General features: G+C 60.8%; 21 protein-coding genes. 13 read left to right on the top strand and 8 right to left on the bottom strand.

Annotation, left to right across the window (positions count from 1 at the left end):
- Positions 1–7 precede the first annotated feature (7 nt).
- The 3 genes from SERRSCBI_RS21880 (at position 8) to SERRSCBI_RS21890 (ending at position 2,239) form a co-directional block, all read left to right on the top strand.
- On the top strand, positions 8–988 hold the full coding sequence (locus SERRSCBI_RS21880; protein ID WP_033645258.1) for a hydrolase: 981 nt from the start codon (positions 8–10) through the stop codon (positions 986–988).
- A complete protein-coding gene (locus SERRSCBI_RS21885; RefSeq protein ID WP_004930376.1) occupies positions 985–1,218 on the top strand; it encodes a YheU family protein in 234 nt (77 codons plus the stop codon). The genes SERRSCBI_RS21880 and SERRSCBI_RS21885 overlap by 4 nt, the downstream gene beginning before the upstream one ends.
- A 151-nt stretch (positions 1,219–1,369) precedes the next feature.
- A complete protein-coding gene (locus tag SERRSCBI_RS21890) occupies positions 1,370–2,239 on the top strand; it encodes a phosphoribulokinase (RefSeq protein WP_042785488.1) in 870 nt (289 codons plus the stop codon).
- A 38-nt stretch (positions 2,240–2,277) separates the two neighbouring features.
- On the opposite strand, the gene SERRSCBI_RS21895 is transcribed toward SERRSCBI_RS21890, so the two are convergent.
- Entirely contained in the window at positions 2,278–2,685 is a 408-nt protein-coding gene (locus SERRSCBI_RS21895) for an OsmC family protein (RefSeq protein ID WP_025304517.1), read from the bottom strand.
- A 382-nt stretch (positions 2,686–3,067) separates the two neighbouring features.
- Here SERRSCBI_RS21895 and crp point away from each other — a divergent pair, with 382 nt between their 5' ends.
- Both crp and SERRSCBI_RS21905 read left to right on the top strand, forming a co-directional pair.
- On the top strand, positions 3,068–3,700 hold the full coding sequence (gene crp / locus SERRSCBI_RS21900; protein WP_004090925.1) for a cAMP-activated global transcriptional regulator CRP: 633 nt from the start codon (positions 3,068–3,070) through the stop codon (positions 3,698–3,700).
- Between the two features lie 50 nt (positions 3,701–3,750).
- On the top strand, positions 3,751–5,829 hold the full coding sequence (locus tag SERRSCBI_RS21905) for a YccS/YhfK family putative transporter (RefSeq protein ID WP_042785489.1): 2,079 nt from the start codon (positions 3,751–3,753) through the stop codon (positions 5,827–5,829).
- 40 nt (positions 5,830–5,869) lie between these two features.
- Here the strand turns inward: SERRSCBI_RS21905 and SERRSCBI_RS21910 are convergent, their stop codons facing one another.
- From SERRSCBI_RS21910 to SERRSCBI_RS21920, 3 genes are all read right to left on the bottom strand, one after another.
- Positions 5,870–7,087: an aspartate aminotransferase family protein gene (locus SERRSCBI_RS21910; RefSeq protein ID WP_042785490.1), complete on the bottom strand. Its 1,218-nt coding sequence runs from the start codon at positions 7,085–7,087 to the stop codon at positions 5,870–5,872.
- A 131-nt stretch (positions 7,088–7,218) separates the two neighbouring features.
- Positions 7,219–7,794, bottom strand: coding sequence for an aminodeoxychorismate synthase component II (locus tag SERRSCBI_RS21915; protein WP_033645386.1), 576 nt, complete (start codon positions 7,792–7,794; stop codon positions 7,219–7,221).
- Positions 7,795–7,866: 72 nt separating this feature from the next.
- Entirely contained in the window at positions 7,867–9,390 is a 1,524-nt protein-coding gene (locus SERRSCBI_RS21920; RefSeq protein ID WP_033645261.1) for a helicase HerA-like domain-containing protein, read from the bottom strand.
- 218 nt (positions 9,391–9,608) lie between these two features.
- On the opposite strand from SERRSCBI_RS21920, the gene SERRSCBI_RS21925 reads away from it, so the two are divergent.
- Entirely contained in the window at positions 9,609–9,878 is a 270-nt protein-coding gene (locus tag SERRSCBI_RS21925) for a hypothetical protein (protein WP_042785491.1), read from the top strand.
- A gap of 17 nt (positions 9,879–9,895) precedes the next feature.
- On the top strand, positions 9,896–10,174 hold the full coding sequence (locus SERRSCBI_RS21930) for a type II toxin-antitoxin system RelE/ParE family toxin (protein WP_042785492.1): 279 nt from the start codon (positions 9,896–9,898) through the stop codon (positions 10,172–10,174).
- Here the strand turns inward: SERRSCBI_RS21930 and btsR are convergent, their stop codons facing one another.
- From btsR to ppiA, 3 genes are all read right to left on the bottom strand, one after another.
- A complete protein-coding gene (btsR, locus tag SERRSCBI_RS21935) occupies positions 10,175–10,900 on the bottom strand; it encodes a two-component system response regulator BtsR (RefSeq protein ID WP_042785493.1) in 726 nt (241 codons plus the stop codon).
- Entirely contained in the window at positions 10,900–12,585 is a 1,686-nt protein-coding gene (locus SERRSCBI_RS21940; RefSeq protein WP_033651731.1) for a sensor histidine kinase, read from the bottom strand. Before SERRSCBI_RS21940 ends, btsR begins: the two co-directional genes overlap by 1 nt.
- Positions 12,586–12,740: 155 nt before the next feature.
- The gene (gene ppiA / locus SERRSCBI_RS21945) at positions 12,741–13,310 is read right to left on the bottom strand and encodes a peptidylprolyl isomerase A (RefSeq protein ID WP_033636286.1); all 570 of its coding nucleotides are present in this window, start codon (positions 13,308–13,310) and stop codon (positions 12,741–12,743) included.
- Between the two features lie 353 nt (positions 13,311–13,663).
- Here ppiA and SERRSCBI_RS21950 point away from each other — a divergent pair, with 353 nt between their 5' ends.
- The 4 genes from SERRSCBI_RS21950 (at position 13,664) to tsgA (ending at position 17,735) form a co-directional block, all read left to right on the top strand.
- Positions 13,664–14,002: a PTS lactose/cellobiose transporter subunit IIA gene (locus SERRSCBI_RS21950; protein WP_025304525.1), complete on the top strand. Its 339-nt coding sequence runs from the start codon at positions 13,664–13,666 to the stop codon at positions 14,000–14,002.
- Positions 13,999–15,306: a 6-phospho-beta-glucosidase gene (locus SERRSCBI_RS21955; RefSeq protein WP_033645265.1), complete on the top strand. Its 1,308-nt coding sequence runs from the start codon at positions 13,999–14,001 to the stop codon at positions 15,304–15,306. Before SERRSCBI_RS21950 ends, SERRSCBI_RS21955 begins: the two co-directional genes overlap by 4 nt.
- A gap of 72 nt (positions 15,307–15,378) precedes the next feature.
- Positions 15,379–16,359 (top strand): LacI family DNA-binding transcriptional regulator, encoded by a 981-nt coding sequence (locus tag SERRSCBI_RS21960; RefSeq protein WP_033645266.1) that lies wholly within the window; start codon positions 15,379–15,381, stop codon positions 16,357–16,359.
- A gap of 191 nt (positions 16,360–16,550) precedes the next feature.
- The gene (gene tsgA / locus SERRSCBI_RS21965; protein WP_025304528.1) at positions 16,551–17,735 is read left to right on the top strand and encodes an MFS transporter TsgA; all 1,185 of its coding nucleotides are present in this window, start codon (positions 16,551–16,553) and stop codon (positions 17,733–17,735) included.
- Positions 17,736–17,789: 54 nt separating this feature from the next.
- On the opposite strand, the gene SERRSCBI_RS21970 is transcribed toward tsgA, so the two are convergent.
- Positions 17,790–19,070 (bottom strand): cytosine deaminase, encoded by a 1,281-nt coding sequence (locus SERRSCBI_RS21970; protein WP_169539927.1) that lies wholly within the window; start codon positions 19,068–19,070, stop codon positions 17,790–17,792.
- A gap of 290 nt (positions 19,071–19,360) precedes the next feature.
- On the opposite strand from SERRSCBI_RS21970, the gene nirB reads away from it, so the two are divergent.
- Entirely contained in the window at positions 19,361–21,910 is a 2,550-nt protein-coding gene (gene nirB / locus SERRSCBI_RS21975; RefSeq protein ID WP_042785495.1) for a nitrite reductase large subunit NirB, read from the top strand.
- Positions 21,907–22,233, top strand: a complete 327-nt coding sequence (gene nirD / locus SERRSCBI_RS21980; RefSeq protein WP_033645269.1) for a nitrite reductase small subunit NirD — start codon at positions 21,907–21,909, stop codon at positions 22,231–22,233. Before nirB ends, nirD begins: the two co-directional genes overlap by 4 nt.
- The last annotated feature ends 40 nt before the right edge of the window (positions 22,234–22,273 follow it).

The following is a 22,273-nucleotide window of genomic DNA, read 5'->3' on the forward strand; positions in this document are numbered from 1 at the left end:
TCCGCCTATGCATGACGTCTTTCGCCCCCTGACCGGGGCCAGTAACCCGCACCTGCAAACGCTGTTGCCGCGGCTGGTGCGCCGCCGCGTGTTATTGAAACCGCATTGGCAACGGCTGGAATTGCCCGACGGCGATTTCGTCGATCTCGCCTGGAGCGAGGATCCGGCGCAGGCGCGCGACAAACCGCGCGCGGTGCTGTTCCACGGTCTGGAGGGCAGCTTCTACAGCCCCTACGCGCATGGCCTGCTCAACGCCTGGCGCGAGCGCGGCTGGCTCGGGGTGGTGATGCACTTTCGCGGCTGCAGCGGCGTGCCCAACCGCAAACAGCGCATCTACCACTCCGGCGAAACCGAAGACGCGCGTTTCTTCCTGCGCTGGCTGCGCGACAGCTACGGCGAGGTGCCAACCGCGGCGGTAGGCGTTTCGCTCGGCGGCAACATGCTGGCCTGTTATCTGGCGCAGCAAGGCGCCGACAGCCTGCTGCAGGCGGCGGTGGTGGTCTCGGCGCCGCTGATGCTGGAGCCCTGCGCCTATCGCATGGAGCAAGGTTTCTCCCGCGTCTATCAGCGCTACCTGTTGGGGCAGCTGAAACAAAACGCCACCCGCAAGCTGTTGCACTACCCGGACACCCTGCCGCTCAAGCTGTCACAGCTGAACGGGTTGCGGCGCATCCGCGAATTCGACGACGCCATCACCTCGCGCATTCACGGCTTCAGTGACGCCACCGATTATTATCGCCGCTGCAGCGCCCTGCCGCTGTTGCCGGCGATCCAAACGCCGCTGCTGATCATCCATGCGAAGGACGATCCCTTCATGACCCATGAGGTGATCCCCGACGTCGCCGGCCTGCCGCGCAATATCGAATATCAGCTGACCGAGTTCGGCGGCCACGTCGGCTTTGTCGGCGGCACGCTGAAAAAACCGCACATGTGGCTGGAGCATCGCATTCCGGCCTGGCTTTCCCCTTATCTGGACATCCCGACGTGATCATTCCCTGGCAAGAACTGGCAACCGACACCCTGAACAGCCTGATCGAATCCTTTGTGCTGCGTGAAGGCACCGATTACGGCGAGCACGAACGATCGCTGGAGCAGAAGGTGGAGGACGTGCGCCGCCAGCTGAAAAACGGCGAAGTGGTGCTGGTGTGGTCGGAACTGCATGAGAGCGTCAACATCATGCCGCGCGGTCAGTTCCGCGCCGGGCAGGAAGAAATTTAGTGGCGCCCGGTTCTATGACTGACGGAAAAAATCAGGTAACAATGGGACATTGCAAACCAGCGCGCGCCATTTTTTCCTGACATAGAGAGCGTCAACAAGAGCCACAATAATCCCCTGACGCCGGCGCATTCAACACGGAGTGACAACCACCATGTCTGCCAAACATCCCGTTATCGCGGTGACCGGTTCCAGCGGCGCCGGCACCACCACCACCAGCGTGGCGTTCCGCAAAATCTTCCAACAGCTCAACATTCGCGCCGCCGAGCTGGAGGGCGACAGCTTCCACCGCTACACCCGGCCGGAAATGGACGCGGCGATCCGCAAGGCGCGCGATCTGGGCAGACACATCAGCTATTTCGGCCCCGAGGCCAACGACTTCGGCCTGCTGCAGCAGAGCTTTATCGAGTACGGCAAAAACGGCACCGGCCGTTCGCGCAAGTACCTGCACACCTACGACGAAGCGGTGCCCTACAATCAGGTGCCGGGCACCTTCACCCCGTGGGAGCCGCTGCCGGCGCCGACCGACGTGCTGTTCTACGAGGGGCTGCACGGCGGTGTGGTCACCGAGCACCATGACGTGGCCAACCACGTCGATCTGCTGGTCGGCGTGGTGCCGATCGTCAACCTGGAGTGGATACAGAAGCTGATCCGCGATACCGGCGAACGCGGCCACTCCCGCGAGGCGGTGATGGATTCGGTGGTGCGTTCGATGGAAGACTACATCAACTACATCACGCCGCAGTTCTCGCGCACCCACATCAACTTCCAGCGCGTACCGACGGTGGATACTTCCAACCCGTTCGCCGCCAAAGCCATTCCCTCACTGGATGAAAGCTTCGTGGTGATCCACTTCCGCGGGCTGGATCAGATTGACTTCCCCTATTTGCTGGCGATGCTGCAGGGCTCGTTTATCTCGCACATCAATACGTTAGTGGTGCCGGGCGGCAAGATGGGGCTGGCGATGGAGCTGATCATGGCGCCGCTGGTGCAGCGGCTGCTGGAAGGCAAGAAGATCGAATAAACGCGTTGAGCGCGGCGGCGGGCCGCGCTCCGTCTCGATTACGCCGGCTGGCGGATCTCGAAGCTGTGGGTCACCGTGGCGGCCTTGTTGAGCATCAGCGCCACCGAGCAGTACTTCTCCGCCGACAGGTTCACCGCTCGCTCTACGATTTTGTCGGTCAGATCCTGGCCGGTGACGATGAAGTGCAGGTTGATATGGGTGAACAACCGCGGGGCTTCTGCACGGCGCTCGGAGGTCAGCTTCACCTCGCAGTCGCGCACGTCGTTGCGCCCTTTTTGCAGGATGGACACCACGTCGATCGCGCTGCAGCCACCCACCGACATCAGCACCATCTCCATCGGGCTGGGCGCTTTATCGCCGGCGTTGCCGTCCATCAGCACCTGGTGGCCGGAGGCCGATTCACCCAAAAACGTTAACCCTTCCACCCACTTAACTCTTGCCTGCATTCTGGTCACTCCGGTTGATTTCTTAAAATCAGAGTACGCTTTCGCATAGAAACAGGCAACGTAACCTGATGCTAATCATGCTGAAGCGAGACAACACGAGACACCCGCCTTACTCTGTGCTACAAACAGAGCCGCAATAAATCTTTCCGGGACACTGAATTTCAGGGAAACGCCCAGAGAAAGGCTCCTTTACCGGTATGTTAACAGAATGTAGCTTGCAGCGCTTACGGCAAGTTAATATGCTAGAGCGACAGCGTATTTTTATGACACGCCTCAAAACTTGCCGGTAGCCCTCGCTCATAACTGCGGCTACAGGCAGGTTTTACAGGGAACTCTGACCCCTGTGACACAAGGCAGCGATAACAACAGAGGATAACAGCGAATGGTTCTCGGCAAACCGCAAACAGACCCTACTCTCGAATGGTTCCTGTCTCATTGCCATATCCACAAATATCCATCGAAGAGTACGCTGATTCACCAAGGTGAAAAGGCCGAAACGCTTTACTACATCGTGAAAGGCTCCGTCGCGGTGCTGATCAAGGATGAAGAAGGTAAAGAGATGATCCTGTCCTACCTCAACCAGGGGGATTTCATCGGCGAGCTCGGATTGTTCGAAGAAGGCCAGGAGCGCAGCGCCTGGGTTCGCGCCAAAACCGCCTGTGAAGTGGCCGAAATTTCCTACAAGAAATTCCGCCAGCTGATCCAGGTGAACCCGGACATCCTGATGCGTCTGTCCGCCCAAATGGCGAGCCGCCTGCAGGTTACCTCCGAAAAAGTGGGCAACCTCGCCTTCCTGGACGTCACCGGCCGCATCGCGCAAACCCTGCTGAATCTGGCGAAGCAACCCGACGCCATGACTCACCCGGACGGCATGCAGATCAAGATCACCCGCCAGGAAATCGGCCAGATCGTCGGCTGCTCGCGTGAAACCGTTGGCCGTATTCTGAAAATGCTGGAAGACCAAAACCTGATTTCCGCCCACGGCAAGACCATTGTCGTCTACGGCACCCGTTAATCCCTGAAGAAACGGCGCAATCTGCGCCGTTTTTTTGTCTGCTCTCTGCCATGTGGCGCCGCCTGATTTACCACCCGGAAGTCAACTACGCACTGCGACAAACGCTGGTGTTGTGCCTGCCGGTGCTGTTTGGCCTGCTGATTGGCCAGCTGCAGCTCGGCCTGATGTTCTCTCTGGTGCCCGCCTGCTGCAATATCGCCGGTCTGGACACGCCGCATAGGCGCTTCTTTAAACGGCTGATCGTCGGCGGTGCGCTGTTTGCCCTCAGCAGCCTGCTGCTGCAGCAAGCCCTGCTGTGGCACGTGCCGCTGCCGGCGCTGATGCTGGGCCTGGCGCTGCTGCTCGGCGTCACCGGCGAAATCAGCCCGCTGCACGCCCGGCTGTTGCCGGCGGCGTTGGTGGCCGCCATCTTCTCCCTCAGCATGGCCGGCACCGTGCCTCTCTGGCAGGCGCCGCTGCTGTACGCGATCGGCACCGCCTGGTACGGCTTATTCACCTGGTTCTGGTTCAGGCTGTGGAAAGAGCAGCCGATGCGCGAGACGCTGAGCCAGCTCTATCTGGAACTGGCGGACTACTTCGAAGCCAAATACTCGCTGCTGACTCAGCACACCGATCCGCAAACCGCGCTGCCGCCGCTGCTGGTGCGCCAGCAAAAGGTGATGGATCTGATCAGCCTGCTGTACCAACAGCTTAATTTCCTGCCGCACGCCAACAACCTCGATCAAAAGCGTCTGCAACGCGCCTTTCAGGTGGCGATGGATCTGCAGGAGCACATCACCGTCAGCCTGCACTTGCCGGAGGAAGTACAAAAACTGATGGAGCAGAGCCAGGCCGAAGCGATCATTCGCCGCAACGCTCAGGTGATCGCCGGGCGGCTGCGCGTGGTGGCGCACGATATTCTCTACCATCAACATTCGAAGCGCTTTTCCATGACGCACGAACTGGGGGCGCTGGAAAAAATGGCGGCGCAGCATCCCGACAACCCGGTCGGCCAGTTTTGTTACTACCATTTCAGCCGCATTGCCCGCCTGCTGCGCACCCAGCATCCGCTGTACCGCCGCGATTTGATGCCCAGCCAGCATCGCCTGCCGTTTTGGCCGGCGTTGGCCAGCTACCTGTCGTTCAAATCCACGGCGCTGCGCAACGCCGCGCGGCTGGGGGTGACGCTGGCGGTCGGCAGCAGCCTGGGGGCGGTATTCAATCTGCCGAAGCCGTACTGGATACTGCTCACCATCATGCTGGTGAGCCAAAACGGGTATAACGCCACCCGGGTGCGTATTCAGCACCGTGCGCTGGGCACGATCGCCGGTCTGTTGCTGGCGGCCGGGCTGCTGCAGCTGCAGTTGCCGGAGGGAGAAACGCTGAGCATCATGCTGGTGATCACGCTGCTGGCCTACCTGGTTTCGCGCAAGAACTACGGGCTGTCGGTGATTGGCTTTACGGTCACGGCGGTTTACACCCTGCAACTGCTGGCGCTGAACGGCTCGCATTTTTTGGTGCCGCGTCTGATCGATACGCTGATCGGCTGCGTGCTGGCGTTCGGCGGCACCATTTGGCTGTGGCCGCAGTGGCAAAGCGGGCTGCTGCGCAAGAATGCCCATCAGGCGCTGGAAAACGATCAAGCCGCGCTGCGGCTGATGCTGAAGCAACCGGAGCCGGACGCCACCGCGTTGGCCTATGCCCGCATGCAGGTCAACCAGGCGCACAATGCGCTGTTCACTTCGCTCAATCAGGCGATGCAGGAACCGGGGTTCGCCTCGAACTATCTGGCGGACATGCGGCTGTGGGTCACTCACAGCCAGTTCATCGTCGAACACCTGAACGCCATGACCATCCTGGCGCGTGAGCACTACATGCTGACGCCAAAGCTGGCGGAAGCGTATCTGCAAACCTGTGAAATCGCGCTGCAAAGCTGCCAGCAGCGGTTGGAATACGACGGCCCGAGCAGTGACAACAGCGGCATCATGCAGCCGCCGGATCTGCATCCGGAGATGCCCGTCACCGAGATGGAACGTCATTTGCGGCGCATTCTGTCGCACCTGAGCGTGATGCACACCATTTCGTCGCTGGCCTGGCGCCAGCGCCCGCACCACGGCATCTGGCTCAAGCGTAAACTGCGCGATCAATAAGGGCGCGGCATGCCGCGCCCCGTTATTCGCCGCAGGTGCTTCAGGCGTTGATCACATCCTGCACCGCCAGCTCGAACAGCGCCATGCCGGCCTCGATGTCCTGCAGCTCCACCACCAGCGACGGCGCAAAGCGGATCACGTTCGGCCCGGCGTTGAGGATCATCAGCCCACGCGCGGCGGCGGCGGTGAGGAAATCGCGCGCTCTGCCATGATAATGCGGCGTCAGCTCGGCGCCGATCAGCAACCCCATGCCGCGAATGGCGGTGAAAATACCGTATTTATCGCCGATATTCTGCAAAGCCTGCACATACAGCGCATGGCGCTGCTCGATGCCGCTCAGCACTTCCGGCGTATTGATCACATCCAGCGCCGCCTCCGCCACCGCGCAGGCCAGCGGGTTGCCGCCGTAGGTGGTGCCGTGAGTGCCCACCTGCATCACCGACGCAATCTCTTCGGTAGTCAGCATGGCGCTCACCGGGAAACCGCCGCCCAGCGCCTTGGCGGTGGTGAGAATGTCCGGCGTCACGCCATAATGCATATAGGCGAACAGCTTGCCGCTGCGCCCCATGCCGCTTTGCACTTCATCGAACACCAGCAGCGCCTGATGTTGGTCGCACAGTTTGCGCACGCCTTTAAGGAAGTCGGCGTCGACCGGCGTAATGCCGCCCTCGCCCTGAATCGGCTCCATCACCACCGCGCAGGTGTGGTCGTCCATCACCGCTTTCACCGCCGCCAGATCGTTGAACGGCACGTGCACGATGTCGGCCGGCTTCGGCCCGAACCCGTCGGAATATTTGGCCTGCCCGCCCACCGATACGGTGAACAGCGTGCGGCCGTGAAACGCGTTATAGAAGGCGATGATTTTAGTTTTGTACGGGCTGTGACGGGTAATGGCGTAATGGCGCGCCAATTTGAACGCCGCCTCGTTGGCCTCTGCGCCGGAGTTGGCGAAGAACACCCGATCGGCGAAGGTGGCGTCGATCAGTTTGCTCGCCAGGCGCAGCGCGGGCTCATTGGTGAAGACGTTGCTGGTATGCCACAGGGTTTCCCCCTGGCGTTTGAGCGCCTCGACCAGCGCCGGATGGCAGTGCCCCAGCGCCGTCACCGCGATGCCGCCGGAAAAATCGATGTACTCTTTTCCCTGCTGATCCCAGACCCGGCTGCCTTGGCCGCGCACCGGCACAAACTGGGCGGGTGCATAAACAGGCAGGATCACCTGGTCAAAGGTGCTGCGGCTCACTGCGGATTTGTCAGTCATTTTCGGCTCCACCCTGAAGGTTTTTCAGCGCTATCGCGATGTTATAATGAAAATATAATCACGAAATATGCATAAAAAAACACTAAAGCGCAAATGCAAAACGCCTGACGGGCGAAAAAAATGCGAAGGGATTAACGCCTGAGAAAATTGTCCAACAGCTGATGACCCTGCTCGCTGAGCACGCTTTCCGGGTGGAACTGCACCCCTTCCAGCGCCAGCGTGCGGTGGCGGATGCCCATGATCTCGTCGCGCACGCCGTCGCGTTCGCTCCAGGCGGTCACTTCAAAGCAATCCGGCAGCGTATCGGCTTTCAGCACCAGCGAATGGTAACGCGTCACGGTCAGGGGATCGCTCAGGCCACGGAACACGCCGACGCCCAGATGGCGAATCGCCGAGGTTTTGCCGTGCATCACCGCGCGGGCGCGCACCACCTCGGCGCCGAACGCCTGCCCCAGCGCCTGGTGCCCCAGGCACACGCCGAGGATCGGCAGCTTGCCGGCGAAATGACGAATGGCGGCCAGCGAGATGCCCGCTTCGTTCGGGGTACAAGGGCCGGGGGAAATCACCAGATGCTGCGGCGCCAGCCGCTCGATATCGGCCAGCTGCAGCTCATCATTGCGCTTCACCACCACCTCGGCGCCCAACTCGCAGAAGTACTGGTAAAGGTTATAGGTAAAGGAGTCGTAGTTATCGATCAGCAGCAGCATGTTAGGTCCGGCAGAGAAAAACGCCGCCATAGTTTACTGATTTAACCCGCCGCTGCCGACGATAATTTCCGCTTACTTTTTACGGCCGCCGGTGATCGAGCCCAGTACGCCGCGCAGGATCTGCCGGCCGAGATCGCGCGCCATGCTCTTGGCGGCGGTCTGGACGATGCCGTCGCGTTTGCCGCCGCGCGGGCCGGTGGAACCGAACAGCAGCTCGTTCAATCCGTCCATCAGGCCGCCGCCCGTCTGTTGCTGCGCTTGCGCCTGCGGTTGCTGCCCCTGCTGCGCAGTGCCGACGGTGGCGAAGCCGCCCGACGACAGCTTCTCGTAGGCGGACTCGCGGTCAATCATGTCTTCATAGCGGCCATACAGCGGCGACTTGTTGATCGCGCTGTTCAGCCCTTCCGCGCCGAGCATGCCCATTTTGGATTCCGGCGCGATGACCATCGCCCGCTCCACCACGTTCGGCCGGCCCTTCTCGTCGAGGAATGACACTAGCGCTTCGCCCACGCCCAGCTCGGTGATCGCCGTTTCGGCATCGAAGGCCGGATTGGCGCGCAGGGTTTGCGCCGCCGTTTTCACCGCCTTCTGATCGCGCGGCGTGAAGGCGCGCAGCGCATGCTGTACGCGGTTGCCCAACTGGCCCAGCACGCTGTCCGGGATATCCAGCGGGTTCTGGGTGACGAAGTAAATGCCGACGCCTTTGGAGCGGATCAGGCGCACCACCTGTTCGATCTTGGTCAACAGCGCCGCCGGCGCGTCGTTGAACAGCAGGTGCGCTTCATCGAAGAAGAACACCAGCTTCGGCTGTTCAGGGTCGCCCACTTCCGGCAGATGTTCAAACAGCTCGGCCAGCAGCCACAGCAGGAACACTGAATACAGCTTCGGCTGATTGATCAGCTTGTCCGCCGCCAGCAGGTTGATCACGCCATGACCGTTGGCGTCGGTTTTCATCAGATCGTTGATGTCCAGCATCGGCTCGCCGAAGAACTGGTTGGCGCCCTGCTCTTCCAGCGTCAGCAACCCGCGCTGGATGGCGCCGATCGACGCGGCAGAGATGTTGCCGTACTGAGTCTGGAATTGTTTGGCGTTATCGCCGACGAACTGCACCATGGCGCGCAGGTCTTTCATGTCCAACAGCAGCAGCGCATTATCATCGGCGATTTTGAACACCAGCTGCAGCACGCCGCTTTGCACCTCGTTCAGATCCAACAGGCGCCCCAGCAGCAGCGGCCCGAGATCGGAAATCGTGGCGCGGATCGGATGCCCCTTTTCGCCGTAAATATCCCACGGGATAATGGTGCAGGCCTGCGGCTGCCAGTCGGTGACGCCGATCGCCGCCAGGCGCGCCTGCAGCTTCTCGGAAGGCACGCCCTCGGCGCCGATGCCGGACAGATCGCCCTTCACGTCCGACAGGAACACCGGCACGCCGATGCGCGAGAACTGTTCGGCCATTTTTTGCAGCGTCACCGTCTTGCCGGTGCCGGTTGCCCCGGTAATCAACCCGTGGCGGTTGGCCAACGCCGGCAAAATCACCAGATCCTGTTCCGGTTTTCCGTCTTTCATCGCCTTGGCGATAATCCGTGGTTCACTCATTTTCTGTTCCTTTGACGCTGACGCGGCGCGAAACGCGCCTGTTGATGCAATAAAGCTATAAGCGCCGCGTAACCCCGTCAAGGACAAACAAAAAGGGCGCCGTCGGAGCCTGATGAATTCAGATTGCGCTTAACGCCAGAGCCTCCGACCGTCCTTGCTTGAACAATAAAGCGGCGGTGTTATAGTGAATATTACGCTGTATATACGAGGTAAATACCATGCCTGAATCTACCGTGGTAATCCGCGTGGATGAAGAGTTAAAAACCGCTTTTGCCAGCGCAGCAAAGGCCGCCGACCGCACGGCTTCACAACTGCTGCGCGATTTCATGCGCGAGTTTGTCAGCCGCCAGGCTCAGCAGGAAGAATACGACCAGTGGCTGAGGGAAAAAGTCGAGGTGAGCCGCAAGGCGTTGCGTGAAGGCAAGTTCGCCGACGATGAAGAGGTCGCCGCTTATTTCGCCGAACGCAGAGCTAAATCAACGCGATAAACCACAAAAGGACTTTTGTGAAACTGATATGGACGGAACTCGCCATCGCCGATCGTCTGGCGATTTATGAATGGTTGGAACTTAAAAACCCGGCCGCCGCCGCAGAAAATGATGTAAAAATCGCTGACGCGGCGGCACGCCTCGTACATCATCCCGCCAGCGGAAAAACGGGTCGGATAGCCGGCACGCGCGAGTTGGTCATCTCTTCGTCCTATCTGCTGGTCTATGAATGGGCGGCTCAGCGCGTCATCATCTTGGCCATCGTGCATACCCGCCGCCGGTGGCCACCCGTATAGTCACCCCCGCAGCCCCAGTTGCTCCTTCAGCGCTTTCAAATAGCGCCGGCTGACCGGCACCGGATCGCCGGCGGACATGATCATCTCCGCCGCGCCGCCTTCTTCGAAGCGGATCTCGCGCACCTGCTCCAGGTTGACCAAATACTGCCGATGGCAGCGCACCAGCGGCGTACGGCTTTCCAGCGTGCGCAGCGTCAATTCGGTGAAACACTCCATGCCGTCGCTGCGCACCACGAATACCCCGCTCAGTTTGGAACGGATCGCCAACACCTCGTCGAACCGCAGCAGATAGATGCGGCTGTGGCCGGTGCAGGGAATGTATTTCAGGTAGCCGGCGCTCTCATCCAGCGCCGTCACGTCCTGCGGCGCACTGCGCTGCCGCAGGCGTTGCAGCGTCTTGCTCAGCCGCTTCGGCTCCGCCGGCTTCAGCAGATAGTCGAAGGCGTGCTCCTCGAACGCCTGCACCGCGTATTCGTCGTAGGCGGTCAGAAACACGATGTGCGGCATCCGATTGGGATCCAGCATGCCGACCATTTCCAGCCCGCTGATGCGCGGCATTTGAATATCGAGAAACACCACATCCGGCTGCAGCCGGTGGATCTGGCTGATGGCTTCGATGGCGTTGGCGCATTCGCCGATGATCGCGATCCCCGCTTCGGCCTCCAGCAGATGGCGCAGGTTGTCGCGCGCGGAAGGCTCATCGTCAACAATCAGTACGTTTAACATCAGGCGGCCCTCTCCATGGGAACATTGAGCGTAATGCGGGTATAGGCGTCCGGCCGGCAATCCACCTGCACACCATAGCCTTCGCCGTAGCGCACGCGAATGCGTTTATCCACCAGATTCATACCCAGCCCGCTGCAGTTCGGTTTCGGCTGGAACAGCCCGGCGTTGTCCGTCACCTGCAGCAGCAGATGATCGCCTTCGCAACAGGCGCCGATTTCGATGCGGCCCACGCCCAACAGATGCGAGGTGCCGTGCTTGATGGCGTTCTCGACGATCGGCTGCAGCGAAAACGCCGGCAGCCGCGCCGCCAGCAGCGCCTCGGGCAGCGATACCGCAATCTCCAGCCGATCGGCGAAACGCGCTTTCTCGATCTGCAGGTAGGCGTTCACATGTTCTATCTCGTCCGCCAGGCTGACTTCATCATCCGAGCGCTTGAGGTTTTTGCGAAAGAAGGTCGAAAGGGACTGCACCAACTCGCAGGCGCGCTCGCCATCACGGCGGATCACCGCCACCAGCGTATTCAACGCATTGAACAGGAAATGCGGGTTGACCTGCGCATGCAACAGCTTGATCTCCGACTGCGCCAACAACTGCTTGTGGCGCTCGTACTGTCCGGCCATGATCTGCGCCGAGAGCAGGCTGGCGATGCCTTCGCCCAGCGTGCGGTTGATGGTGCTGAACAGCTGGCTTTTCGGTTCGTACAGCTTGATGGTGCCGATGACCCGCTGGTTTTCGCCGCGCAGCGGGATCACCAGCGTCGATCCCAGCTTGCAGGCCGGATTGATCGAGCAGCAGTAAGAGAGCTGGTTGCCGTCGGCGTACACCACCTCGTTGTTGTCGATGGCGCGATGCGAATGCACCGAGGCGATCGGCGTCCCCGGCAGGTGGTGATCGTCGCCGATGCCGATAAACGCCAACAGCTTGTCGCGATCGGTGATCGCCACCGCGCCGATGCCCAGTTCCTGATAAATCACCCGGGCGACCTTCATGCTGTTTTCCTGATCGAAGCCCTGCCGCAGGATGCCCTCGGTGCGCTCGGCGATTTTCAGCGCCTTGGAAGAGAAAGCGCTGGTGTATTTCTCGAACATCGCGCGCCGATCCAGCAGGATTTGCATAAACATCGCCGCGCCGACGGTATTGGCGATCATCATCGGCAGCGCGATGTGTTCCACCAGCTGCAACGCCTCGTTGTAAGGGCGCGCCACCGCCAGAATGATCGCCATCTGCAACACTTCCGCCACCAGCGCCACGCCGCCGACGAACAGCGGATTGAACAGCAGCTCGATGCGCCCGCGGCGCATGGCGATGCTGTGTACGATGCCGCCGACCAGGCCTTCCGACACCGTGGAGATCGCGCAGGCCACGTCGGTCATGCCGCCGAGCGTATACCGGTGCAGGCCGCCGGTCAGCCCGACCAGAAAGCCTACCGACGGCCCGCCCAGCAAGCCGCCCAGGACCGCGCCTATCGCGCGGGTATTGGCGATCGAATCCTGAATGTGCAACCCGAAATAGGTGCCCATGATGCAGAACACCGAGAAGATCACGTAACACAGCAGCTTGTGCGGCAGGCGAATGGTCACCTGCATCAGCGGGATAAACAGCGGGGTTTTGCTCAGCAGATAGGCGATGACGAGATAGACGCACATCTGCTGCAACAGCAACAGCACCTGGTTAAATTCATACATGGCAGCAACTCATCCAGAGACAACAAAGGGCGAACGCCGGATTTCCGGTCTGATTATTGTCTGCCGATTAGAGCATGGGGCGCGGGAGAAAACAGTGATGAAGGCAAGGCTTCGTGAGGAAGGACGGCCGACCCCGGCGGGATCGGCCAAAAAACTTACGGCAGCACCTTGGCCGACAGAATCACCACCGGTTTGGTCGGCACATTCTGGTAAGGGCCGACGTTGCCGGTCGGCACCTGAGCGATCTTGTCCACGACGTCCATGCCTTTCACCACTTTGCCGAACACGGCGTAGCCGAAGTCACGCTGGCCGTGATCCAGGAAGGCGTTATCGGCCACGTTCAGGAAGAACTGGCTGGTGGCGCTGTCCTTGTCGGCGGTGCGCGCCATCGAAATGGTGCCGCGCAGGTTGCGCAAGCCGTTGTCGGCTTCGTTCTTGATTGGCGCCTTGGTGGATTTCTGCTGCATGTCAGCGGTGAAACCGCCGCCCTGAATCATAAAGCCAGGGATCACACGGTGGAAAATGGTGTTGTTGTAGTACCCGCTGTTCACGTAATCGACGAAATTCTGGGTGGAAACCGGTGCCTTCTGACTGTCGAGCGCCAACTCGATATTCCCTGCCGAGGTGGTCAGCATGACATGGGTTTCACCGGCGGCGAGCGCCGCTGGCGCCATCGCTGTCAGGGAACACAGCGCGACGAAGGTCACTAAAGTACGTTTGAACATTAACGGGTCCTTTCTCTGAGAGACAAACAACGGAAAAGCGCTTTGATTCTAAAGAGCTGTATCGGCAAGTGCCAGCCATTTACCTATATTTACCCAATTACGGGACATATCCTAGGTGGCCCTGAATTTTGCTGCGGAAAGTATGGGCGCAGAAGGCTTTTTTGCCAACCGCGTCACGCATTTTTTGCCCAGCGCCGCCCCGGGGCGTTTTTTGCGATCTACCTCCCAGTTTGCACACCCGTTGCCGTTACCCTATATAAATGAGAGCGCTCTCATTATAAAAAGAACGGATACTGAGGTATCCCACGGCGGCGTTGCCGCGCAACCCCTGGAGAAATGACGTGAGTGAATTGATGACTGAAGTCAGCCCCGAGTTTGAAAGCACCATCATGGAACTGCTGGTGTTCTCCGGCAGCGCGCGCAGTAATGCGTTGATGGCGTTGCGGCAAGCGCGCGCCGGTGACTTCGCCGCCGCGGCCAAACACATGGTCGAATCCAAAGAGTGGGTGAAGAAGGCGCACCTGATCCAGACCGAGCTGATCGGCCTGGACGAAGGCTGCGGCAAGCTGGCGATCAACCTGATCACGGTACATGCGCAGGATCATCTGATGAACGCCATGGTGATCCAGGATCTGGCCGACGACATGATCGAGCTCTATCGCCGTCAGTCGCAAACGGAGGGCCGCTCATGAGCACGCTCAAAATCGCGGTGATTGGCGGTGGCAGCAGCTACACTCCCGAACTGGTCGATGGGCTGATCCAACGCATCGATGAGCTGCCGGTCACCGAACTGGCGCTGGTGGACGTCGAGCCAGGCCGCCAAAAAGTGGAAACCATCGCCGCCCTGACCCGCCGCATGCTGGCGCGCCACGGGCTGGAACAGGTGAAGGTCAGCGTGCACTTCGCGCTGGACGAAGCGATTCGCGGCGCCGCTTTCGTGCTGACCCAGTTCCGCGTCGGGCAACTGCCGGCGCGCGCCGCCGACGAACGGCTGGGCCTCAAATATCAGCTGCTCGGCCAGGAGACCACCGGCGTCGGCGGCTTCGCCAAAGCGCTGCGCACCATTCCGGTAATGCTGGATATCGCCCGTCGGGTGGAAAAGCTGGCGCCGGACGCCTGGATCATCAACTTCACCAACCCGGCCGGCATCGTCACCGAGGCGGTGTCCCGCTTTACCAAAGCGAAGATCATCGGCCTGTGCAACGTACCGATCAGCATGCATCACATGATCGCCAACATGCTGCAGGCGCCTTACGCCGACGTGCAGCTGCGGTTCGCCGGTTTGAACCACATGGTCTGGGTGCATCAGGTCACGCAGCAGGGGCGCGACGTCACCGGCAACGTGATCGACATGCTGTGCGACGGCGCGGCGCTGACCATGAACAACATCAAGGAAGAGCCCTGGCAGCCGGACTTCCTGCGCGCGCTCGGCGCCATCCCCTGCCCGTATCACCGCTATTTTTACCAGACCCGCGAGATGCTGGCGGAAGAGATGGCCGCCGCCGGCGAGCGCGGCACCCGCGCCGAGCAGGTGATGCAGGTAGAAAAAGAGCTGTTCGAGCTGTATGCCGATCCGCAGTTGAACAGTAAGCCGGAGCAGCTCAGCTTCCGCGGCGGTTCTTTCTATTCCGAAGTTGCGCTGGAGCTGATCCGTGCTATCCATAATAATCTCGGCACGCAATTAGTGGTCAACACCGCAAACCGTGGCGCAATCCATGGCCTGCCGGACGATGCTGTGATAGAAATCAACTGTATCGTCGATGCTCAGGGCGCGCATCCGCTGACCTTCGGCCCGCTGTCGGAACCGATGCAGGCGCTGACGCAGCAGGTGAAAGCCTACGAACGCCTGACCATCGAGGCCGCGGTGCACGGCGATCGCCGCAGCGGCTTGCTGGCGCTGATCGCCAACCCGCTGGTGGGCAACGCCAATCTGGCGCAGCCGTTGCTGGACGAGGTGTTGACGATAAACGCGCCGTATTTGCCGCAGTTCAGGTAAGCGCCTGCGCGCGGTATGACAGGGGTTCGGCGCGCCGAACCCATTTTTTTAGCCGTAATCAGGAGTTGGACGATGGTGACACTGGAAGATGTCGCGGCGCTGGCGGGCGTATCGCGCGCCACCGTATCGCGGGTAGTGAACGGCGACAGCAACGTCAAAGCGCCGACCCGCGAGAAGGTTGAGCGCGCCGTCGCCCAGCTCGGTTACACCCCCAACCCGGCGGCCCGCGCGCTCGCCTCCAGCCACAGCAATACCCTCGGGTTGGTCACCACGTCGTATCGCGGCGGCTTCTTCGGCGCGCTGATGGACTTCGTGCAAACCGAGGCCGAATCCCACGGCAAGCAGCTGCTGGTGACCCAGGGCCGCAACAGCGCCGAAAACGAATGGCAGGCGGTGCAGCGGCTGTTCAGCCTGCGCTGCGACGGCGTGATCCTGCACGTGCGTTTTCTCAGTGACGATCGGCTGCGCCAGCTGGCGGCGGAGCAACGTCATTTCGTGTTGCTCGATCGTCTGGTGCCGGGGCTGGAAGACCGCTGCGTCACCTTCGATCATCCGCTCGCCAGCCGCATGGCGACCCAGCAACTGCTCGACGCCGGACACCGGCGCATCGCCTGCATCAGCGGGCCGCGCGAGCGGCCGTCGAGCCGCCTGCGACTGCAAGGGTTTGAAGAGGCGATGCAGGCGGCGAATATCGAGCCGGTGGCCTGTCTGGAGGGCGTTTACGATCTGGAAAGCGGTTACCGCTGCGCCGATCGCCTGTTGCGGCAGGCCGCGCCGCCCAGCGCCATCTACTGCTGCAACGAAGAGATGGCGATCGGCGCCCTGCTGGCGATCAACGAGCACCGCCTGCGGGTGCCGCAGGATATCTCCTTGATCTGCTACGACAGCGGCGAACGCGCGCCCTTCGTCCGCCCGGCGTTGAGCAGCGTACACTTTCCCATCAGCGAGATGGCGCAATACGCGGCGCGCAGGTTGATCGATCCCGCCACCCCGACGCACCGTTTTGAGCCGACGATCATCAACCGTGATTCCATTGTGACGGTACGCAAATAGATCACAATAATGCGTATCATCCCTTCATGGGTTGCATCAAAAAATCGACAGCCATCACAAAAAATCCCGTTGTCTGTGCTAGGATCCGCCCCCTGGTGGCCTGAACGGGACTTTTTTCTGCGTTTGCCAGGAAAAGCCAGCGGCCTTATGCCAGTTTTAAAACCTCTAACAGACATATTCAGGCCTATATAATGAATGACAGTAACCGCATACGGCTTACCTGGATCAGCTTCTTTTCGTACGCGCTGACCGGTGCTTTAGTGATCGTCACAGGGATGGTGATGGGAAACATTGCAGAGTACTTTAATCTGCCGGTTTCCAGCATGAGTAACACCTTTACTTTCCTCAACGCCGGCATTTTGATTTCGATCTTCCTCAATGCCTGGCTGATGGAAATCATCCCGCTGAAGCGTCAGCTGATCTTCGGCTTTGTCCTGATGGTGCTGGCGGTGGCAGGGCTGATGCTCGGCAAGAGCCTGACCATGTTCTCGCTGTGCATGTTTATCCTTGGCGTGGTTAGCGGCATCACCATGTCGATCGGCACCTTCCTGATCACCCACATGTATGCCGGCCGCCAGCGCGGTTCACGCCTGTTGTTCACCGATTCCTTCTTCAGCATGGCCGGGATGATTTTCCCAATCGTCGCCGCCATGCTGCTGGCTCGCCATATCGGCTGGTACTGGGTTTATGCCTGCATCGGCCTGCTGTACGTGGGGATCTTCGTGCTGACCCTGTGCTCCGACTTCCCGGTGCTGGGTAAGAAAGGCGCCGACGCCGGTCAACCGGTCGAGAAAGAAAAATGGGGCATCGGCGTGCTGTTCCTGTCGATCGCCGCGCTGTGCTACATCCTTGGCCAGCTGGGCTTCATTCAGTGGGTGCCTGAGTACGCCACCAAGTCGTTCAACATGGACATCGGCCAGGCCGGTAAGCTGGTGAGCGACTTCTGGACCTCATACATGGTCGGCATGTGGGTGTTCAGCTTCATCCTGCGCTTCTTCGATCTGCAGCGCATCGTTACCGTGCTGGCCGCGCTGGCCACCGGCGCGATGTACCTGTTCGTCAGCACCGACAATCCGGAGCACCTGGGCTACTACATCATGGCCCTGGGCTTCGTTTCCAGCGCCATCTACACCACGCTGATCACCCTCGGCTCGCTGCAGACCAAGGTCTCCTCGCCGAAGCTGGTCAACTTTATCCTGACCTGCGGCACCATCGGCACCATGCTGACCTTCGTGGTCACCGGCCCGATCGTGGCGAAAGGCGGGGCGCACGCGGCGCTGACCACCGCCAACGGCCTGTACCTGGCGGTGTTCGTGATGTGTCTGCTGCTGGGCTTCGTGACCAAGCACCGCAGCCACGGTCACGTAACGCACTGATTTCTTCGCATCAAATACATCAAGGGCGCCCGCAAGGCGCCCTTTTTTTGCGCCTTAGCGCCGAAAATCCACCGTCTCATCCTGCTGCAGATGCAGCGTGGTTTCCGCCGGCCGCGTTTCGGCGATCACCGCGCCCTGGCGAATCGAATAACGCACCGGCGTCTGGCGGCGCACCGCGTCGAAACCGCTTTCCGCCGGCAGGATCACCAGGTTGGCGCTGTTGCCGGCCGCCAGGCCGTAGTCGCTCAGGTTAAGCGTGCGCGCGCTGTGGCTGGTGATCAGCTTCAGCCCGTCGTCGATTTGACCATAGCCCATCAGCTGGCACACGTGCAACCCCATATGCAGCACCTGCAGCATGTTGGCGGTGCCGAGCGGATACCAGGGATCGAACACATCGTCGTGGCCGAAGCAGACGTTGATCTCCGCTTCCAGCATCTCCTTCACCCGCGTCACGCCGCGCCGTTTTGGGTAGCTGTCGAAACGCCCCTGCAGGTGAATGTTCACCAGCGGGTTGGCGACGAAGTTGATGCCGGACATTTTCAGCAGGCGGAACAGCCGCGAGGCGTAAGCGCCGTTGTAAGAGTGCATCGCCGTGGTGTGGCTGGCGGTGACTTTCTCCCCCATCTCCAGCTTCAGCGCCAGCGCCGCCACGGTCTCGACGAAACGCGATTGCTCATCGTCAATTTCATCGCAGTGCACGTCCACCAGCCGATCGTATTTTTGCGCCAGCGCGAATGCCTTATGCAGCGACTCCACGCCGTACTCGCGGGTGAACTCGAAATGCGGAATGGCGCCCACCACGTCGGCTCCCAGCCGCAGCGCTTCTTCCAGCAATGCTTCGCCGTTGGGATAGGAAAGGATCCCCTCCTGCGGGAAGGCGACGATCTGCAGCGTTACCCAGGGCGCCACCTCCTGCTTAACTTCCAGCATGGCGCGCAGCGCGGTCAGCGTGGGATCGGAAACGTCGACGTGGGTGCGCACATACTGCACGCCGTTGGCGATCTGCCACTTGAGCGTTTGCCAGGCGCGTTGCTTGACGTCTTCATGGGTCAACAAGGCTTTGCGTTCTGCCCAGCGCTCAATCCCCTCAAACAGCGTGCCGGACTGGTTCCAGGCCGGCTGGCCGGCGGTTTGCGTGGTATCCAGATGAATATGGGGTTCGACGAATGCCGGCAGCGCCAGCCCGCCCTGCGCATCCAGCACGTCGCTGCGCCACTCCTGCCCTTCCGGCTGCGGCACCAGATGCGCAATGCGCCCCTGTTCTATCGCCAGTTGCCACAATCCTTCATGCCCGCTTAAACGCAGGTTGTCGATAAACTTCAATGGACGTTTCACCACCCTTCACCTCTGCCGTTGCGCTGGTTTTCTTCATCATACTGGCAGCGGATCGCGCTGACAAAGTCGCCGTTGCATGCCGGCCTGCGCGTCTACTCCCAGCGGGGTAGTTGGTGCGCGACCTGACTCGCTTCAGCTAAAGGTGAATAAAATCCGCAACTTATCAAAAAACGTTGAAAATCATTCATATACCACGTTGTGGGTATATAAAGGCGCGATTGATTTGCATCAATAAATTGCCCCTCGGGAGGGATAAGGTAAGCCTAGGAAACCCGAATTTTGAGGCAATAATGAGCAGAGTCAAACTTGCCGTGATCGGCAATGGCATGGTCGGCCACCGGTTCATCGAAGATCTGTTGGATAAAGCAGACAAAGACCTATTCGACATCACCGTGTTTTGCGAAGAGCCGCGCATCGCTTACGATCGCGTGCATCTCTCTTCCTATTTCTCGCACCATACCGCCGAAGAGCTGTCGCTGGTGCGCGAAGGCTTTTACGAAAAGCACGGCGTGAAGGTGCTGATCGGCGAACGCGCCATCACCATCAATCGCGACGAGAAAGTCATCCACTCCAATACCGGACGCACCGTCTATTACGACAAGCTGATCATGGCCACCGGCTCCTATCCGTGGATCCCGCCGATTAAAGGCTCGGATAGCCAGGACTGCTTCGTTTACCGCACCATCGAAGACCTGAACGCCATTGAAGCCTGCGCGCGCCGCAGCAAACGCGGCGCGGTGGTCGGCGGCGGGCTGTTGGGGCTGGAAGCCGCCGGCGCGCTGAAAAGCCTGGGGGTGGAAACGCACGTGATCGAGTTCGCTCCGGTGCTGATGGCCGAACAGCTCGACCCGATGGGCGGTGACCAGCTGCGCCGCAAGATCGAGCGCATGGGCGTCAAGGTACACACTGGGAAAAACACCCAGGAGATCGTCAACGGCGGCGGCACGGCGCGCAAAACCCTGCATTTCGCCGACGGCAGCCTGCTGGAAGTGGATTTCATCGTTTTCTCCACCGGCATCCGCGCCCAGGACAAGCTGGCGCGTCAATGCGGACTGGAGATCGGCCGCCGCGGCGGCATCGCCATCAACGACTGCTGCCAGACATCGGATCCGGACGTGTACGCCATCGGTGAGTGCGCCGCCTGGCGCGATCGCACCTTCGGCCTGGTGGCGCCGGGTTACAAAATGGCGCAGGTGGCCGCCGATCACCTGCTGGGCCGCGAAAACGGCTTCCAGGGTGCCGATATGAGCGCCAAACTGAAACTGCTGGGCGTAGACGTCGGCGGCATCGGCGATGCCCACGGCCGTACCGAGGGCGCCCGCAGCTACGTTTATCTGGATGAGAGCAAAGAGGTCTACAAACGCATCGTGGTCAGCGCCGACAACAAAACCCTGCTCGGCGCAGTGTTGGTCGGCGATACCAGCGATTACGGCAACCTGCTGCAGCTGGCGCTGAACGGCATCGCGCTGCCGGAAAACCCGGACGGCCTGATCCTGCCGGCCCATGCGGGCAGCAAGCCGGCCATCGGCGTGGATTCGCTGCCGGAAAGCGCGCAGATTTGCTCCTGCTTCGACGTCAGCAAAGGCGACATCATCCGGGCAGTCAACCAAGGCTGTCACACCGTGGCGGCGCTGAAAGCCGAAACCAAGGCCGGCACTGGCTGCGGCGGCTGCATCCCGCTGCTCACCCAGGTGTTGAACGCCGAGCTGAGCAAGCAAGGCATCGAGGTCAACCACCACCTGTGCGAACACTTCGCCTATTCACGCCAGGAGCTGTTCCACCTGATCCGCGTCGAAGGCATCAAGTCGTTCGAGGCGTTATTGGCCAAATACGGCAAAGGCTACGGCTGCGAAGTCTGCAAACCGACCGTCGGCTCGCTGCTGGCCTCGTGCTGGAACGAATACATCCTCAAACCGCAGCACACGCCGTTGCAGGATACCAACGACAACTTCCTCGGCAATATCCAGAAAGACGGCACTTACTCGGTGATACCGCGCTCCGCCGGCGGCGAAATCACTCCGGACGGCCTGCTGGCCATCGGACAGATCGCCAAAGAGTACAACCTTTACACCAAAATGACCGGCTCGCAGCGCATCGGCATGTTCGGCGCGCAGAAAGACGACCTGCCGGCCATCTGGCGCAAGCTGCTCGCCGCCGGCTTTGAAACCGGGCACGCATACGCCAAGGCGCTGCGCATGGCGAAAACCTGCGTCGGCAGCACCTGGTGCCGCTATGGCGTCGGCGACAGCGTCGGTTTCGGCGTCACGCTGGAACATCGCTACAAAGGCATCCGCACCCCGCACAAAATGAAATTCGGCGTCTCGGGCTGTACCCGGGAATGCGCCGAAGCGCAGGGCAAGGACGTCGGCATCATCGCCACCGAAAACGGCTGGAACCTGTATGTTTGCGGCAACGGCGGCATGAAACCGCGCCACGCCGACCTGCTGGCCGCCGATCTCGATAGCGAGACCCTGGTGCGCTACCTTGACCGTTTCATGATGTTCTATATCCGCACCGCCGATAAGCTGCAGCGCACCTCGGTATGGCTGGAGAGCCTGGAAGGCGGCATCGATTACCTGCGCAAGGTGATCGTTGACGACAAGCTCGGCATCAACGAGCAGCTGGAAGCGGATATCGCCCGCCTGCGCGAGGCGGTGATCTGCGAGTGGAAAGAAACCGTCGAGCGCCCGGAAACACAGCTGCGCTTCGCCCACTTCATCAACAGCCCGCTGCGCGATCCGAACGTGCAGGTGGTGGCCGAACGTGACCAACACCGCCCGGCGCGCCCTGACGAGCGCATTGCCGTCACCCTGATCGACACCGAGGAGAGCCAAGCATGAGCCAGTGGATTACCGTTTGCCCCATCGCCGACATCCTGCCCGGCACCGGCGTGTGCGCCCTGATCGGCGATCGGCAGGTGGCGGTGTTCCGCCCCTATGCCGACGAACAGGTGTTCGCCATCAGCAATATCGACCCGTTCGCCCAGGCCAGCGTGCTGTCGCGCGGGCTGATCGCCGAGCATCAGGGGGAGTTGTGGGTCGCCAGCCCGCTGAAGAAACAGCGTTTCCGCCTGTACGATGGCCACTGCCTGGAAGATGACAGCCGCTCCGTCGCCAGCTTCACCAGCCGGGTGGTCGACGGCATCGTGCAAGTCGCGGCATAACCTTTCGGGGGCGCATCCCGCCCCCACGCCGATAACCCCG

The sequence above is a fragment of the Serratia sp. SCBI genome (genome assembly GCF_000747565.1).
GTDB classification, from domain to species: Bacteria; Pseudomonadota; Gammaproteobacteria; order Enterobacterales; family Enterobacteriaceae; genus Serratia; species Serratia ureilytica.